General features: G+C 69.6%; 13 protein-coding genes. 6 read left to right on the top strand and 7 right to left on the bottom strand.

Annotated elements, in window-relative coordinates; genetic code table 11:
- The first annotated feature begins 118 nt into the window (after positions 1–118).
- The gene (locus J2S66_RS10280; RefSeq protein ID WP_310306620.1) at positions 119–1,681 is read left to right on the top strand and encodes a toll/interleukin-1 receptor domain-containing protein; all 1,563 of its coding nucleotides are present in this window, start codon (positions 119–121) and stop codon (positions 1,679–1,681) included.
- Positions 1,682–1,743: 62 nt separating this feature from the next.
- Here J2S66_RS10280 and J2S66_RS10275 read toward each other — a convergent pair whose 3' ends face one another.
- Complete coding sequence (locus J2S66_RS10275) at positions 1,744–2,223, bottom strand: toll/interleukin-1 receptor domain-containing protein (protein WP_310306618.1); 480 nt, start codon at positions 2,221–2,223, stop codon at positions 1,744–1,746.
- A 75-nt stretch (positions 2,224–2,298) separates the two neighbouring features.
- Here J2S66_RS10275 and J2S66_RS10270 point away from each other — a divergent pair, with 75 nt between their 5' ends.
- A complete protein-coding gene (locus tag J2S66_RS10270; RefSeq protein WP_310306616.1) occupies positions 2,299–3,093 on the top strand; it encodes an SDR family NAD(P)-dependent oxidoreductase in 795 nt (264 codons plus the stop codon).
- 293 nt (positions 3,094–3,386) lie between these two features.
- Positions 3,387–3,959 (top strand): hypothetical protein, encoded by a 573-nt coding sequence (locus tag J2S66_RS10265; RefSeq protein ID WP_310306614.1) that lies wholly within the window; start codon positions 3,387–3,389, stop codon positions 3,957–3,959.
- Between the two features lie 118 nt (positions 3,960–4,077).
- On the opposite strand, the gene J2S66_RS10260 is transcribed toward J2S66_RS10265, so the two are convergent.
- The 6 genes from J2S66_RS10260 to J2S66_RS10235 all read right to left on the bottom strand — a co-directional run bounded on the left by J2S66_RS10260 (position 4,078) and on the right by J2S66_RS10235 (position 11,653).
- Positions 4,078–5,529 carry a radical SAM protein gene (locus J2S66_RS10260; RefSeq protein WP_310306612.1) on the bottom strand — a complete coding sequence of 484 codons (1,452 nt, stop codon included), beginning with the start codon at positions 5,527–5,529 and terminating at the stop codon, positions 4,078–4,080.
- Positions 5,529–8,129, bottom strand: coding sequence for a glycosyltransferase (locus J2S66_RS10255; protein WP_310306611.1), 2,601 nt, complete (start codon positions 8,127–8,129; stop codon positions 5,529–5,531). The genes J2S66_RS10260 and J2S66_RS10255 overlap by 1 nt, the downstream gene beginning before the upstream one ends.
- A 269-nt stretch (positions 8,130–8,398) precedes the next feature.
- Positions 8,399–8,773 carry a hypothetical protein gene (locus J2S66_RS10250; protein ID WP_310306609.1) on the bottom strand — a complete coding sequence of 125 codons (375 nt, stop codon included), beginning with the start codon at positions 8,771–8,773 and terminating at the stop codon, positions 8,399–8,401.
- Between the two features lie 71 nt (positions 8,774–8,844).
- Positions 8,845–8,937 carry a CGNR zinc finger domain-containing protein gene (locus tag J2S66_RS10245; protein ID WP_310314738.1) on the bottom strand — a complete coding sequence of 31 codons (93 nt, stop codon included), beginning with the start codon at positions 8,935–8,937 and terminating at the stop codon, positions 8,845–8,847.
- A 227-nt stretch (positions 8,938–9,164) separates the two neighbouring features.
- Positions 9,165–10,259 carry a terpene synthase family protein gene (locus J2S66_RS10240; RefSeq protein WP_310306606.1) on the bottom strand — a complete coding sequence of 365 codons (1,095 nt, stop codon included), beginning with the start codon at positions 10,257–10,259 and terminating at the stop codon, positions 9,165–9,167.
- Between the two features lie 29 nt (positions 10,260–10,288).
- Positions 10,289–11,653: a cytochrome P450 gene (locus J2S66_RS10235; RefSeq protein WP_310306604.1), complete on the bottom strand. Its 1,365-nt coding sequence runs from the start codon at positions 11,651–11,653 to the stop codon at positions 10,289–10,291.
- A gap of 1,485 nt (positions 11,654–13,138) precedes the next feature.
- Between J2S66_RS10235 and J2S66_RS10230 the strand changes: the two genes are divergently transcribed.
- The 3 genes from J2S66_RS10230 (at position 13,139) to J2S66_RS10220 (ending at position 15,814) form a co-directional block, all read left to right on the top strand.
- Positions 13,139–13,921, top strand: coding sequence for a hypothetical protein (locus tag J2S66_RS10230; protein ID WP_310306602.1), 783 nt, complete (start codon positions 13,139–13,141; stop codon positions 13,919–13,921).
- Positions 13,922–14,677: 756 nt separating this feature from the next.
- Complete coding sequence (locus J2S66_RS10225) at positions 14,678–15,091, top strand: GyrI-like domain-containing protein (protein WP_310306600.1); 414 nt, start codon at positions 14,678–14,680, stop codon at positions 15,089–15,091.
- Positions 15,092–15,331: 240 nt separating this feature from the next.
- Positions 15,332–15,814: a ricin-type beta-trefoil lectin domain protein gene (locus tag J2S66_RS10220; protein WP_310306598.1), complete on the top strand. Its 483-nt coding sequence runs from the start codon at positions 15,332–15,334 to the stop codon at positions 15,812–15,814.
- Positions 15,815–16,079: the final 265 nt, after the last annotated feature.

Here is a 16,079-nt window from a genome sequence, read left to right as displayed (position 1 = left end):
GACAATCACGCGCCGCCTCTCGATTCGCATGAGAACAACGCGAATCCGCACTTTTGCGGCCGTGACGGCACTCGAAGGGATCTTTCGACGACTTCTCCCCCCGCCCTAGGCTGCGCAGGTGGAATCGATCGAGGTGAGGCGTCCACCCGGACACGCGTTCATCTCCTACGTCCGGGAGGACACCGCACGCGCCGATCGCCTCCAGCGCGCACTCGAAGCCGCCGGTGTGAACGTGTGGCGGGACACCCGCGACCTGTGGCCCGGTCAGGACTGGAAGATCGAGATCCGCCGGGCCATCAGCGCCGACAGCCTGGTATTCCTCGCGTGCTTCTCCGAGGTCAGCGAGAAGCGGCAGATCTCCTACCAGCACGAGGAGCTGAACCAGGCCGTCGAGCAGATGCGCATGCGCCGACCGGGGCACCCCTGGATAATCCCGGTCAGGTTCGCCGAGTGCACCCTGCCCCCTTTCGACCTCGGTGCCGGCAAGAGCCTGGAATCGCTCCAGCGGATCGACCTCTTCGAGGAGAACTGGGACGAGGGGATCGCCCAACTCGTGCGCGTGGTGGTCTACGCCCTGGAATCGGAACGGCCGTCGCGCCTGCTGACGCGTCGACGACTGCTCTCCACCACGGCCGGAGCGGCACTCGTCTACCTGAGTTCCACCGCGGCCGGGCGGTCGGATCAACTCGACGTGCCGCTGCGGAACGCGAACGCGTCGCACGTGGTGGAGTTGGGCAACCTCAGGCAGTGGACGACCGATCACTGGGGCCTGCGGGGCGTCGCCGCGATCGACTTCAGCCCGGACGGCAGGCTCGTCGCCACCGGCGGGAACGAGACCATCGAGGGCACCACCAGGCTGTGGAGCGTCGCCGACCGGCAGCGGGTGCAGATCCTCACCGGTGGGGCGGCGCCGGTGGCGTTCAGCCCGGACGGCCAGTACCTGGCGACCGGGACCTCGAACTCTCAGGTCCGCTTCTGGGACGTGTCCTCGTTCCGCAGCAGCGACGCCCTCCCGACGGACAACCTGATGTGGTTCGCGTTCGCCCCCGACACCGACCGCGTCGTGGGCGGCAGCGGCAGCGGCAGGCTGGAGACGTGGGACGTGACCGCGCCCGAGTCCGTCGGGGTCACCACCGCACCGCACATCGTCGACGCCGTGGTGTTCGACGCCGACCGGCACGTGATCAGCTGCGGGTTGCGGACCGACGTGAGCGGAACGCGCGGGGTCGTCGTGTGGGACGCGACGTCGGCGAAGGTGCTGCACGAGTTCGCCGAGTCGTCCCGTCCGACGATGCTCAGCCCCGACGGCACCGTGCTCGTCGCGACCAGGCAGGAATCGGTCGACCCGGAGAAGCACGTCGTGGAGGTGTGGGACGTGCGCACCGAGAAGCGGGTGGCCTCGATGCTCGAATCCGACTACTCCCACTCCGAACTCGTCGTCGCCTTCCGGCCCGACGGCAGGCTGTTCGCCGTGGGTTCCGGCCGGACGCTCCAACTGCACAACGTGCACGTGGGCTCGGGGAGCACGACGGTCGACGAAGCGTCACCCGCCGTGGAGATAGGCCACGGCTCGTCCAGGATCACGAGCATCGCGTTCAACCGTGACGGGACCGTACTGGCCGTCGGGGACCACGAGGGCGTGCTGTACCTCTGGGACATGAGGCCGCTCTCCCGCGACTGACGTCGGTCTGCGGGCCGTCGCAGAACGGCGTCGCGCCGGTCGTGGTGTCGGTCGTCGTGGTGTCAGTCGTTCGCCGTAGCCGCCTGTGCCAGCAGGATCGACTTGACCGCGCCCACCAAGCGACCGACCCGGACCTCGTCGTCACCGCCGAACAGGTCGACCCCGTGCAGGTCGCTGAGCAGCCGGCCCGCTCCGAGCGGGAAGGCGGGGAGGGCGACGGGCGCGAACCGCACCGGGATGAGCCACGGCTGCCCGGGACGCCGGAGCCGCATCTGCTCGACCGCGAGCACCAACTCCTCGTTCTGGTACGACCTGCCCCGCGCAGCGCTGTGCTCGGAGAAACACGCGAGGAAGGCGAAGCTGCCGTGCCCGATCGCGTCGGCGATCTCCAGCTTCCAGTCCTGCCCCGGCCACAGGCTGCCGATGTCGCGCCAGACCGGCACGTCCTCCGCCTCCAGCGCGCGCTGGAGGCGGTCCACCCGCTCCGAGTCCTCCCGGACGTAGGACAGGAAGACGTGCCCGGGACGCCGTTCCGCCGCCATCCCGGCAGGATAGCCGGCCCGCCGAGCACACGTCCGCGCACGGCGGCGTTGCGCCGCCTGAGCGATCATGGCCCCATGCACCTCGATCTGAGCGGGAAGACGGCGCTGGTCACGGGTTCGACGCAGGGCATCGGTGAGGCCATCGCGACGGGCCTCGCCCGCGCGGGCGCGCGGGTGGCGGTCAACGGCCGCAAGCCGGACGCCGTGGAGGAGGCCGTGGCGCGCATCCGGTCCGCCGCCCCCGACGCCGACCTGGTCGCCGCCCCGGCGGACGTGTCCACGGCCGAGGGGGCCGAGGCGCTGGCGTCGACGCTCCCCGAGGTGGACGTGCTGGTGAACAACGTGGGCATCTTCGGCGCGCAGCCCGTCCTGGAGATCAGCGACGACGAGTGGCGGCGCTACTTCGAGGTCAACGTGCTGGCCGCCGTCCGCCTGACCCGCACGTTCCTGCCCGGCATGCGCGACCGGGGCTGGGGGCGCGTCCAGTACATCGCCAGCGACTCGGCCGTCGTCATCCCGGCGGAGATGGTCCACTACGGCATGTCGAAGACCGCGCTGCTGGCGGTCTCACGGGGGTTCGCCAAGGAGGCGAAGGCGAGCGGCGTCACGGTGAACTGCGTGCTGGCGGGCCCCACCCACACCGGCGGCGTGGAGGACTTCGTCTACCAGTTGGTCGACAGGTCGTTGCCGTGGGACGAGGCGCAGCGCGAGTTCATGCGCCTGCACCGCCCGCAGTCCCTCCTGGGGCGGCTGATCGAACCGGAGGAGATCGCGAACCTCTGCACCTACCTGGCGTCCCCCTTGGCGTCGGCGACCACGGGCGCGGCGGTGCGGGTGGACGGCGGTTACGTGGACTCGATCGTGCCTTAGGCCGCGCGCGGGCCGCGCCGACCGTGGCGCGCACCACGCCGCGGAAATCACGTGGACGTTTCCCGGGCGAGCCTGTACGTTCCGCCCGAAATCGTTCACTACCGACTTCCGGCCGACCCGCCGTGACCGTTCGGGCTATTGCGACGAGGACTCGGCTCTGGTTCCGTGGTGAATGCAATACGGGGGGACCGGTGACGTGCCCGCTTTCTCGGGGAGATGAGCAATTCGCTTCCCGACGACAGCGGGTATTTCTTGGCGACCCCGTTCGGAATCCTTGAACAAAGAAGGCCGACGTGATCGTCAAGAGAATCCTGCTCGCCGTCCTGGCCGCTGTCGCCGTGGCGTCGTCCGCCACCGCCGCGCACGCGCAGGAGGCGAGCCGCCTCGCCGCCACCCCCGAGAACCCCTGCGAGTCCGGGTACGTGCCCGTGTCCAGCGCCTCCGGGCCGCTCCAGGTGACCAGCAGCGACGCCCCGCCGGTGCTGAACATCCGGCTCATGTGCTACCGCCCGACCACCAAGAGGCTGGTCCCCATCGCCGCCGGTCAGGCCATCGACCTGGAGGTCCTGGGCGTCTGGGCGACGTCGGAGGCGGCGCTCAACGACGAGGCCCTCCGCAACGCGAGCACCTCGTGGCCGTACGACACCGACACGGCGCGGGGGTCGTACAAGAACTTCACGAAGTCGTCCGGCCAGTACCCCATGCCCGAAGAGGGGTGGAACAACCTCAAGAACGTGGGGCGGCCCGATACGTGGGGCGTCCTCTACTGGCGCACCATGGTGTGCCACCGCCACCCGGGCCAGGAAGACCCGGACGGTTGTGTCATCCACCAGCCGACCGACCTGCTCTTCATCGACCACATCTGATCCGGGAAATCCGCCTCATCACGGGAACGCCCCCGCCGCGAACCGCTTCCCCTTTTGGAAGTACGTCCGTTTCGGCTCGGGCACCGGCCGGGAATTCGTGGTCCCGCATTCTTCACCGTTACCACTCGGTGTTGATGATCGCCTCGACCAGCACTTCCCCGTCCCGGGTGAGCGCGACGGTGCGCGCGGCCTGGTCCAGCCGGACCAGGCCGCGCGCTTCCAGCGAGCGGAAGCGGCCCAGCCACGGTTCGGCGAACAGCGAGCGGCCGGGGAAGCGGCGTCCGTGCACGGCGTCGTCGAGCGGCTGGAGGGTGGACAGGGCCATCTTCACCGCGCGCGACTCCTGCCCCTCCGGCGTGAAGCGGGTCGCGGAGCCCAGCGGGATGCGGCCCGCGGCGACGGTCTCGGCGTACCGCTTCGAGTTCACGTCCGTGATGGCCTCCGAGGCGCGGCAGCTGGAACTGCCGCCCAGCCCGATCGCCACCTCGGGCTCCTGCCGGTCCTGGTCGACCATGATGGACTTCCACTTCTCCGGACCGAGGCCGTCGCGCGCGAAGTACATCGTCGGGTGCTCTGTGTACCCGTGGGCGCGCAGGCCGTCGGTCAGCACCTCCCGCATCTGGTACTGCTCGCCCAGCGTCGGCCAGCGGTGCCCCTTGCGGACCAGGCGGTCGCGGTACTCCGGGAGCTGCCACGCGGCGGGCTTCTCCCCCGTCACCCCGGTGCGCGAGTCCGCGTAGGACGCCAGGTGCAGCTTGGTGCACACGACCGCCGGCACCTCGTTCTCCAGCACGACGTCGAGGTCGCGGCGGACGCTGTCGAGGGTCTGGTCCAGCAGGCCGTACATCAGATCGATGCTGACCCACTCGAACCCGGCCGCCAGGGCGTTGCGCACGAAGTCCACGCACATGTCCGCCGTGTGCTCGCGACCGCTCTCGCGCAGCACGTGGTCGTCGAACGACTGCACGCCGCTCGACAGCTTGGTGCAGCCCAGTTCGCGCAGCAGCTCCAGCTTCGGTTGCGTGAACGTGCTCGGGTCGCCTTCGAAGCGGACCGTGGTGCCCGTCGTGAAGCCGAAGTTCTCGCGGTAGAAGTCCAGCAGGCGGCGGATCTCCGGTTCGGGGAGCATCGACGGCGTGCCGCCGAAGACGTTGAACTCGCCGACCTCGGCGCGCGCCAGGTTCGGTACGGCGGCCAGCCACAACCGGGCCTCGGCGATGTTGAGGTCCACCCAGTGCGCCGCCCGCTCGCGGGTGACCTCCGGGCCGCCCTTGACCACGACCACCGGGTACTGGCAGAAGCGGCACCGGTAGGCGCAGGTGGGGATGTAGGACCACAGGTGGATCGGGCCGCTGGTCGGCAGCTGCGCGTCGAGGTCGGCGAGGAACGCCTCGGGCGCGTGGCCGGGCACGTTGCCGGGGAACACGTGCGCCCCGAACGGGTCCTCCTTGACGTAGTCCAGCAGGTGCCGGTTCGCCGGGGCGCCCAGGGCGTCGAGCACCGCCGGGCGCGGCCACGCGGAGTCGAGCACGTGCAGGGAGTCGACGGCCTGCTCGTAGGTCAGCGTCATCAGAACACCCCTCCGTTGCCGAAGTAGTTGTGCGCCTCGCCCGATTCCCGGTCCTCGCAGTAGTAGCGGACGAACTCGGTGAACCGCTCGGGTGGCACGTCCCGGAAGCACGGCGGCAGCGGCGGCGGGAACCCGATGTCCTCGCCGACGTGCAGCCGCAGCCGGGCGAGGATGTCGTCCGCGAACTCCAGGTAGAGGCGGTACGACGGCGTCTTGTAGGAGTGGATCGGCGCGAAGTCGGTCACGCGCATCTCGTCGCGGATCTCGGCGATGCGCCGGCCGAGGCGCGCGGCGAGGTCGGGTCCGAAGAACGCGACGACCGGCTCGTCCTCCAGCAGCGACGGCGTGAGCAGCACCGGCAGGATCGTGTTCTTGGGCGTGAAGTCCTTGATCGAGAAGTCCCACGCGAGCCGAGCCTGCTCCTCGGTCAGGTCGTCGCCGGCGGTGGCGGGCGGCTGCGGGCGGATGTCGCGCATGACGATGATGCCGTCCGACCCGTACGCGCGGCCGGTGACGACCTCGTCGATCGCGTGGTCGATGCGCCGCGGGTTGATCTCCACCCGGGAGCGGGGCGCGTAGGTGACGGGGCCGCCCGCGTTCGCCACCTTGATCCCGAAGTCCCAGTCGTCGGACAGGTGGTTGACGAACTTCCCGTCCTGGAGCTGGTAGAAGACCTCGATGCCGCCGACCCGCTCGTAGGCGTCGCGGTCCACGGCGAACCCCTTGCCGTCCGGGAAGCCCCCGAACAGGGAGAACGTCACGGCGCGGCACCGCAGGGTCCGCTGGATCGCGTCCCACAGCCGCGGTCGGCCGGTGAAGTGGTCGGGGTCGTAGTAGTAGTCGCACACGGCGATGGCGGCCTTGGAGGTCTCCATCGCCGCCAGCAGCTCGGCCAGCCAGTGCGGGTCCACGCGGCAGTCGGCGTCGGCGGAGACCAGGTAGAAGCGCTCCCCGACGTCGGTCCCGGGCCGGTTGCGGCTGCGCGTGGCCGCGAACTCCATGCCGGCGCGGCGTGCGCACGACACGCCCTGCTCGGGCTCGTGTATCACGTGCACGGCCAGGTCGGGGTGCGCGGCGGCGAACGCGCGTGCGATGGCGACGGTGTCGTCGGTCGAGTTGTTGTCGACCAGCACCACCTCGTAGAGGTCCTTGTCCAGCGGGCCGTCGCCGTCGCGCTGGTCGTGCAGCGTGCGCAGCACCTCGTCGAGGTTGGCGGCCTCGTTGTAGACCGGCAGCACGACGCTCATCCGCGCGCGGGGCTTCATCGGCGGTGGGTAGAGGCGGTCCAGCAGGCCGGCCGCGACCCCCTCGCCGAACAGCGCCTCGCCCGCTTCCCGGTTGGAGTCGACCACTTCCCCTCGCTTCCCCTCGTCCGTGATCAGCTCCGCCACCTCGTCGGCGAACGCGCGCGTCGGCAGGTCGTGGACGCGGACGTCCAGCACCGGCGCCCGGAAACCGCGGTCGCCGTACACGGCGTCGTACAGCTCGTACCGGCTGGTGGCGTAGGGCGTGCCGGAGGCGACGGCCTCGCTGATCGGGTTTCCGTAGCTCTCGTAGTCGTAGGAGGTCAGGAAGGTCACCAGGTCGGCGTGCGCGAGCAGGTCGCGGACCGAGTAGCGCCCCTCCAGCCGCGTGTCGTACGGCGTCAGCCACCCGCCGAACACGACGCGCTCGCGCACCCCCAGCCGGGAGGCGAGGTCCGCCAACCGGGCGTGCTCCCCCGGCGCCTCGCCCACGTCGCCCGCGACGAACAGGTAGGCGTCGAGCCGGTCGGCCAGCATCGCCAGCAGGTGGACGTCCCGGTCGACGCGCTTCTGCGGGATGATCCGGGTGATCCGGGCCAGCAGCGCGGCGTTCCCGGGGATGCCGTGGTCGCGCCGGAACGCGGCGTTGTGCCCGTCCACCTCGGCGGTGCGGCAGGTGAACGTGTTGGGCAGGACGTCGATGTGCGCCAGGTCCGGCACCCACTCCAGGGTGCGGGCCCTGGCCTGCTCGTGCAGCGCGAAGTAGTGGACGTGCGGCGAGTTCCGGGGCGCGGGCGTCGCCGGGTACGGGAACCGCCCGTACTTGGCCGCGCCGGGTTCGCTCTGCCACATCAGGTCGTGGTCGCGCCACAGGACGAACCGGCCGAGCCGGTGGCGCGCGCCGTAGCGCTCGATCGCCCGGTAGAGCGCCCTGGTGTAGGTGATGTTCTCCGGCAGCGTGCCGTTCTCCACGACGACGAGGGTCACGCCGAGGCGTTCCCAGGTCTCCTCGATGCGGTCGGCGATGTCAGCGGCGATCCGTCCGACCTGCTCCAACAGCGCAGGGTCGTCGTTCTGCACCACCTCGGTCAGCACCCGCCCGACGAACGCGCGGTCGTAACCGGGCACGTCCTCCAGACCGGCTACCCGGTCCAGGACGACCCAGTCCGGGAGGAGCGCGGCCTCGTCGCGGTAGGGGCGGAAGAACGCGTTCTTGTCGGCCTTGATGTCATAGCCGAGGTCGAGGTGGACGCGGTAGCGGTTGCCGCCCCTCAGGTGGCGGGCGGTCTTCAGGAACTCGACGACGACGCCGGACAGCGGGGTCGCGTCGAACGAAACACCCCAGAGCACCGTCATCGGCAAGGACTCCAGTGTCGACTGCGCGAGTCCTCCCCACGCTACCCGGAGCGGAACCAGGGGAACACTCAGCGTAACAACACGCTACATGAGGCCCCGTCACTTCGCCACCACGTGGAATCGCGGAGCTGTCGCCGCTGGTGGACGGGCGGTTCGCCGGACCGGTTCGGCCGTCCCCCACCGAGGCGCTGATCCCGAACGGACTTCGGCAACGCGCAGCCGGCCGGAGCCGGCTGAGGCCAAGCCACCGAGTTCAGAGCCCGCCGAGTTCAGAGCCCGCCCAGTTCGGCGATGAGGTCCGGGTCCCGCATGCCAGGCAGCTCGTACCCCTTCTCCTCGTCCCACTCGACGTCGAGGTCGTCCAGGTGCACCCGCCACTCGGCGTCCGGGAGCGCGCGGCGCAGTCCGGTGAGGGAGTCGAGCACGTGCGCGACGACCGGCATCAGGTGCCCCGGGTCGAACGGCATCTTGGTGGACCCCGCCAGCACCTCGCCGCCGTCGAGCCGGTCGTAGAGGTAGAGGCTCTCCTCGTCGTCGTAGGGGAACGACTCGTGGCGGATCGCGACGATGCGCGCCACCTCGGCCTGCTCGGCCTCGGTCAGCGGGGCGGGGCGGCGGGCGGAGTAGTACAGGGAGACGCTCACCCGAAGAGCCTAGGTCAACGGCACCCGCCGCAGGACGCCCCGGGATCATCGCGGCGGGATGGGCCTCGGGTTCACGCGTAGAGCAACGCCGCGGTCTTCACGCGGTTCCGGCACGCGGTCGAACAGAACCTGCGGGTCCCGTTGTGCGAGGTGTCGACGTACACGCGGTCGCCGGGCCGCTGTGCCACACCCCGAGCCGCGATCGGGCCCCACCGGCGACAACGACGCCGAGCGCGGCGACGCGGGCGCCCGACCACCACGCTACCGGTCACGAGGACGTGCCGGTTCAGGGGAAGCGCGCCTCCGCTGTCGACAGGCACCCTCGTCCCGCGCGTGCTCGCGACGACGGGTCACGCCGCAGAACAATCGCAGCAGTGAAGGACCGCGTTCATCACGGGGTTCGCTCCACCACGCGCCCGTCCGGCAACACGTCCTCGGTGAACCTCGGCGGCGTCCCGCTCGGGACCTCGTCCATCTTGATCAGCCGACTGTTCTCCGCGAGGTAGGACAGCGGCACGTGCACCGCCCACGCGTACCACCCGTCGAGGACCCGGCGGACACCTCCTCGCACCTCCTCGTCGAACCCCAGGGCGAACGCGGTGTCCTCGACCCGCCGCCTCAGTTCCGCCAGTGTTCCGAACAGTCGACGGACGTCCTCCGTCGCGGTCTTTACGGCGTGTTGGCGGTCGCACCCGTCCGCGTGCTGACGGACCAGCACGTAGTTGTTCGGGTCGGCGTTGGCGGCATCCCGTTCGACCCCGAACAGGTCGTTGGTCCATGTCGTGAAGTCGTTGAGGGCTGCGACGTAGTCGCGGGCGGCCGGGCTGTACCTGACGGCGTTCGGGAACCGGCCTCGCTCACACGCCTCGATGAGGTCGAAGCAGATCTCGACCGTACTGGCCTCGCGACGCATCGTGATGAACTCACCGACCGACGGAACGGTGCCCTCCAGGCGGTGCCTGTTCTCCGCGCGCTGGGCGGCGAAGACCGACTCGGCGTGGGCGGTGAACCGATTCCACCACCTGTCGGACACGACCGGTCGTGTGCGCCGACACAGGTCGGCGACCGCGGCCGGCAGTCCGATGCCATCCTCGTTCGCTCCTGTGCCGCCTTGGAGCAGGATGTCGCCCAGTTCGTCCTGGAGCGCTGCGAACGACCCGCTCCGGCCGGTGAACACAGCGATGTCCTGCTGGTCGTCCAGGAAGAACAAGACCGCGAACCACTGCGAGAAAAGCGTGAGGTCTTCCAGTGTCGCGTGCGGGCAACCGCGCGCGAAAAGAGCCGTGTAAGCCAGGTCGTCAAACGCGCGGAGCTGATCCGGACCGGAAATGAGTCCGAACCGGGAGGCCCACTCCTTGACGTTCTCGTGCGCCTCCGCGGTAAACCGCGCCCGCGACGTCGGGATCTGCGAATCATCGATCCCGAAGCTGCGCATCGCGCTGTCGCGCAAATCTTCCACACGTGTCACGCCGATCGCCTTCCGCATTTCCTTCAACCGATTCGGGTCCTTCGGAATCAAGACCCACCGCCCCGCACCCGAACTGTCGGGATGAGCACTATTTCACTGGGCCTGGTGGTCGCCCGCACCACTTCCCGCACGGCGTCGGGCGAGGCCGGACGAAGTCGCCACCCACCCATGATCGTCGCCAACGCCACCATCAGTTCGGTTTGGACGAATGCTTCCCCGATGCACTTGTGCACGCCGGCACCGAACGGCATGTAGGCATTGCGGGAAATGCTGCCGACCCGGTCAGCGGCCCATCGATCCGGGTCGAACGCGTACGGTCGCGGGTACAGTCCGGGGTCCCGGTGCATCGTGGTGGGGCTGATCAGGAACTCGGTCCCCGCGGGGAACCCGTGACCGCCCAGCGTGGTCGAGGTCGTGCACCGCCTGGTCAACAGCCAAGCCGGGTTGTGCCTGCGCAGCGCCTCTGTGGCCACCTGCCGGCAGTACACCAGTCCGTTGAGGTCCGACGCGGTGACAGGTCGCCCACCGATCGAACCGTCCAGTTCCGCGTGGACCCGCTGCTGCACCTCGGGGCGGCGGGCCACCTCGTAGACCATCCACGCCAGCACGGACGCGATCGTCTCGGTCCCGGCGATCATGATGGTCATGAGTTCGTCGTGGACCTGCTGGTCCGTCATCGCCTCGTTCGTCCGCTCGTCCCGCGCCGCCATCAACGTGGACAGCAGGTCGTCGCCGGCGCGTCCGTGCGTCCGGTAGTGAGCGATGACTTGGTCGATCATGTCGTGCAGACGGCGGTTGGCCCGGTCGAAATCCCGGTTGGACCTCAGTGGCAGGCGCTCCACCAGGTCGGTGGGCGAGAGCGTCCGGACAGCCACACCGGCCATCAGCACCGGCATCGTCTCCCGCACCACGTCGACGGCTCCGACGGCGACGTCGGAAGCGAACATCGCCTTGGTGACGACGGTGTACGCCGTGTCCAGCATCTGGCCGTTCACGGACACGCTCCGACCGTCCTCCCACTGCGAAGTCAGCGCTTCCATCTGCTCCCGCATGAGATCGACGTACCCGGAGATCCGCTGCCGGTGGAAGGCCGGTTGCATCAGTCGACGCTGACGGAGGTGGAAGTCCCCCTTCGAGTTGCCGATCCCGTTGCCGGTCATCGCCCTGAGCTTCTCGAAGAAACGCCCCTTGTCGAAATGGCGGGCGTCGGTCATGAAGAGCTGTTGGATCAGATCAGGGTGGTTCACCACGTACACCGACTTGGTGCCGAGTCGGACGCGCACCACATCGCCCTGCGGGCGAAGCGACTGGACGAACCCCAACGGGTCGCGAACGAGGCGCGGAAGATGTCCGACGACCGGCACACCGCCACGCGCCGTCACCAGTGAGGAGCCCTGCGGGGAAACCGCCATCGCGATGGCCTTCCAGGTCGTGATCCGGGGTTGGCGAGTTGGCCGGGAGGGGCAGCACGGTCGTGGCCCGCAGGCGGCAGCCCGGTACCGACCGGGACGGGCGCGAAGGGGATGGCAGTCGTTCCGCGCGGCCGAAGGCACTCGGCAGCAGTGTTGTCGCGGGGACTGCGCTTCGAACCGGCGGCGCAGGGCGACAAGTACCCACATCGGCGATGACGTCATCGGCAACAGCGGCGGCTCCCGCAGGTCATTCGAGACGGACTACGGCGACGTCTGCACCTTCCCCCACCACAGGACACGGTCCGTGTCGCCCCCCGGAGTCACCGAGTAGACCACGTCACCGGGAATCGGGGCAGTGGGGGAACGGGTGGCTGTACGTTCGGGCATTCCTCTCCTCCCTTCCGGGCAGATCGACGCGCCGGTCGCGAAACCGGCTGTTGACGAGACGGGCCGGGGCGTGTCAGGAGCCAAGACGTCGACTCGCTGGGTTCGCTGCGGTTCGGACGTCACGCCTCGAACACCTTCTCCGCCTGGCCTCTGATCGGCGAGTCGCCGCGTCGCACGGAGGGCACCGGACGTAGTGCCGCTTGCGTTACCGCAGATACGCACCCCGGCCTGCAACGTCGCTGGTCACGTAGCGCTCCCCCGGCAAGCCGCGGTCCGGCCTGCTCGCGCCGGGCTCGGCTCGGCAAGGTCGACTCCACCCACCCCAGGCCACTGGTGAACGCCTTCTCGGCGGAATCCGTGCGGACCACCGCTTGCCGGACGCCACTGCGATCTTGGACGACGTGGCACCACACCAAATCCCCGGTTCGCCGAACGACACCAACCCCACCTACGTGGAAGGCCGTCCGGCGCCTCGGCGACCTGTGGCGACACCGGCGACTTGGAGTGGTTCGCGCTGCTCGTTGACGGAGGCAGTGCGGTAGTGCGGTGCGATCCGGATTCCTCGGCGGGGTCGCGGGCGGCTTGCGGCCAGTCCCGGTCCAGCGTGCGTCTGGACTTGCAGTGGGACACCTGGCACTGACCACGCGGGAATTGCTGCGTGGTCGCCGAGGCAGCGGGAGCAGGGCGAGGATCTCGCGGAGTCCGTCGAGAAGGGCGTGGGTTGCTCGGTCAGGGCCGGGGCCGACGACCCGCTTCGGTCACCGGCCGTCCCGGATGAGCAGGCGGAACGGCCTGGTCCGGTTGACGAGGGAGTACGGGCCGAACCGGTAGCGCGGGGAGGACTCGGTCGGCGCGCCACCGTGCCGCTGGACGAACGGGACACCCTCGCTCGTAATGTGCCGGTGGCGACGGACCTCGTGGGGCGCGTACGGTCAAGCACCGTCGTGCTCGTTCCCCACGACGCCGATCTTCCCTCCTGTCGGCAGCGTCGTTGGGCCGATGAGGTGACCGGGTCGGCGTTCTGCGCGCTGCTCGACACCGTCGTCACTACGATGCCACTCTTCTCGCCCGACCGGGCGGTAGCCGTTGGAGGGGCACGTGGCGCGGGCGCTGAACGAGTTCGACGACGCCGGAGGCCCGGAGATCGTAGTGGCGGCTGCGGCGTCCGCCACGGGCCTGTGGGGCTACTTCGCCTTTTTCGTCGGCGATCACGTTTCCAGCGGCGGCTTGGGCGTGGCCGTCCTGATGGGTTCGTACCTCGTCAACGCATTGGTGCAGACCTCCCTGTTGTTGCTGCTGCGCGCCTGCCACCCACTGCGGGTGAGGCTGGTGATCGGGCAGTTGGACGGCACGGCCAGCGGGGACCGCTTTGCGCGGAGCAGGCCGTACGGGCAGTGGCTCCGCCCGGCGGCCTTCTTCGGACCGGTCATCGTCAACTGCTCCGCAATGCTGGCCTTCACCCCCTCCGGGGCCTCCTCCGGCTCCGACGACTTCGGCATCACCACCACGATCGTCTTGTTCACGTTGCTCGGCGTGGCCGCGACGTTGCTCGGCGCGGTGGGGTACTTCTTCGTCGTGCTCCCCTTCGCGGGGTTGGCGGGCGCGTTTCTCCCCGAGTCGCTCGGCAGGATCGAGGCATCACGCGCGGAGGCCGCCGCCAGGTCGTGGATCCTGCCGTTCACGGGTCTGTTCGGTGTCTCCATGGGCGCGGGCGACGAAGTCCGCTCTTCCGACCTCGGCCAGTGGTTCGTCGACGACCTCGGCTCACCGGTGCCGCTGCCCCCGGTGCTGCTGGTGGTGGCCGTGGTCGGGATCACCACCTCCATCGTGATCAACAACCGCGCCCGCCGAAAGCGGGCGCGGGCACTCAGGCGAGTTTAGACGTCGCCCGGTGGACCGTCGCGCGCGAGCGCTTGGTGGAGCAGCGGAATCTGCGCAGGAGCCGTCAGACATCCAGTCGCCCGCGGCCATGGGGCCGGCCCCGGCCCCGGAGCACATTGTCCGCCGGTAGTTCGATTGTTTCGCAACTTCGCCAGGTCACCGCGAAGCCCTTCGGTGTGATCGCGTTCGCGGCGCCGTCGTCGCCAACACCCACCAGCAGCGCAGCGGTCCCGGTTCGGTCAACACATCGAGTCCGTCACGTGAGCCAGTCGTGACAGCTGGTCGAATCCGCGGCTTCACGACGGAGCAGGCCACCGTCGTCGACGGAGCGACAGGCGGACGGCTCGTGGGCGTCCGCCTGGAGGCAGGGCGAAGGAGGCGGAGCGAGCTTCGGGCAGTCCGGTGATGCCGTTCTCCGCAACCGCCCGGCGGCCGACGCGATGTCACTCGTCGCGCAGCCGGTCCGCCACCTGCCGACGCCGGTCGAAGCCCGGCGAGTGGAAGCACTCCCCGAGGCTGTCGGCACCGCGCGATCAGCGGCTGCCGACCGGATACCGCCGCGGTGCCGGCGTGCACGCGTGGAGATCGTCGACGGCCCGAGGATCGTGCCGAAACCGCGAGCCACCACGCGGGCATCCGGGTCCTCACACCGTTCCGGGGCGTGCACGCCGTCCGCGACAAGCTGATGGACGAGGCCCACGCCCTGCTCGACGGGCGGGGCGTGCCCGACATCGGCCCCAGCTGCACGTGATCGACATGGACGGCCTGGGGGACGTCGAGACCGGTGTCGTCACCCACGAGGCGATCGAGGGCGACGACCGCGTCCGCGCGGACGTCCTGCCGGCGGGCCGGTACGCCGGCCTCGCCCACGTCGACCGCGCACGTCGCGCCGACCGCGCACTGCCGGAACGGTTGCGGGACAGCGGCATCACACCGGACAGGTGGGACGAGCCCGCCGGCGACCACTTCGCGTGCCGGTACGAGGCCCACCTCACCGACCCGCGATCCGAACCCAGGAAGACCACGTGGCGCGTCCAACCGATGTCCTTCCCGCCGGCGACAGCGCCTGAGCAGGCTGCCACCCTCCTCCCGGCTGCCGAGCGGACTCTGAGTCGTAGCAGTCGCCGACCCGGAGAATCGGGCCAGAGCTTCTGGCCGAGCGCCCGGTAGCCGTTGGCCGGTGAAGCCCTTTTCGTTTGGGTATCCACTACAGGATCACTTGGAATCAGATCCTGCTCTTGGTCGAGAAGTCATCCAGGAGCTTCGCCGCGTCTCCACGACGGTCACCGCCCACATGGCCAGGGCGGAAATGGCCCACCCTTTTGCCGATTGACGCGCACACCCTGACACAGGAGGCTGGCAAGGAACGTTCCGAGAATTGATTTCGCATCACAGGGAATAGAGGCAGCCGTGGCCGGACGATTAATGCGGATCGCGTGGGTGGGGGTGCTCGTCGCTTCCGCGCTCATGGGCGGCGCCGGGGCCGGGAGCGCGGAGGTGGTCCCGGGCCAGGTGGTGTTCGAGAACGCCGGGTCCGACGAGCGCTGCCTCGACGTCGCCTCGTACGCCACCGGCACTTCCGCGACGCTGTACGGCTGCTACGGCGGCGTCAGCCAGACCTGGGTGCGCGAGGAGAACGGGAGCATCAGCAACCTCGGGTCGGGGCGCACCATGTGCCTGGACGTGAGTTCCTACGCCGACTACACCCCGGTGGTGCTGTACCCGTGCTACAACACGGCCAGTCAGCAGTGGACCGTGACCACGGGCAACAAGGTCCGCAACGTCGGCGGCGGTGGCGGCATCTGCCTGGACGTCCAGTTCTACACCGACTACACGCCCGCGCTGATCTTCCCGTGCCAGGTCACGCAGAGCCAGGTGTGGCCCCCGTGGTGAGCCTGGCGGGATGATTCCGAGTCGCCGAAGGTTCCGTGCCGGACGGTGCGGGACATCCGGCACGGAGACGTCCGCGTGTCGTCCTCCGTAGTCGGGTCGGGCTTCCCGCTGGAGTCGGTAGGTGATTCCGGCCGTGGAGAGGCTTCGTCGGACGTGGAGGAACGCCGTCAGGCGCGCACCGGAGGATCGATGCGGACCTGACCGGTGGAAGCGCCTCCGCCCGGGTGCCGCCGTCGTTGGGATCGCGGTCGGGCGGGACACCGCC

Origin of the sequence: Saccharothrix longispora (assembly GCF_031455225.1) — a bacterium.
Lineage (GTDB): Bacteria > Actinomycetota > Actinomycetes > Mycobacteriales > Pseudonocardiaceae > Actinosynnema > Actinosynnema longispora.
This window is presented reverse-complemented; position numbering and strand designations above follow the sequence as displayed.

Bases quoted from the DNA above. Each gene is read 5' to 3' on its own strand.
- J2S66_RS10275 (WP_310306618.1), bottom strand. From the start codon at position 2,223: ATGGCGGCGGAACGGCGTCCCGGGCACGTCTTCCTGTCCTACGTCCGG.
- J2S66_RS10270 (WP_310306616.1), top strand. From the start codon at position 2,299: ATGCACCTCGATCTGAGCGGGAAGACGGCGCTGGTCACGGGTTCGACG.
- J2S66_RS10260 (WP_310306612.1), bottom strand. From the start codon at position 5,529: ATGACGCTGACCTACGAGCAGGCCGTCGACTCCCTGCACGTGCTCGAC.
- J2S66_RS10255 (WP_310306611.1), bottom strand. From the start codon at position 8,129: ATGACGGTGCTCTGGGGTGTTTCGTTCGACGCGACCCCGCTGTCCGGC.
- J2S66_RS10240 (WP_310306606.1), bottom strand. From the start codon at position 10,259: ATGCGGAAGGCGATCGGCGTGACACGTGTGGAAGATTTGCGCGACAGC.
- J2S66_RS10235 (WP_310306604.1), bottom strand. From the start codon at position 11,653: ATGGCGGTTTCCCCGCAGGGCTCCTCACTGGTGACGGCGCGTGGCGGT.
- J2S66_RS10225 (WP_310306600.1), top strand. From the start codon at position 14,678: ATGGACGGCCTGGGGGACGTCGAGACCGGTGTCGTCACCCACGAGGCG.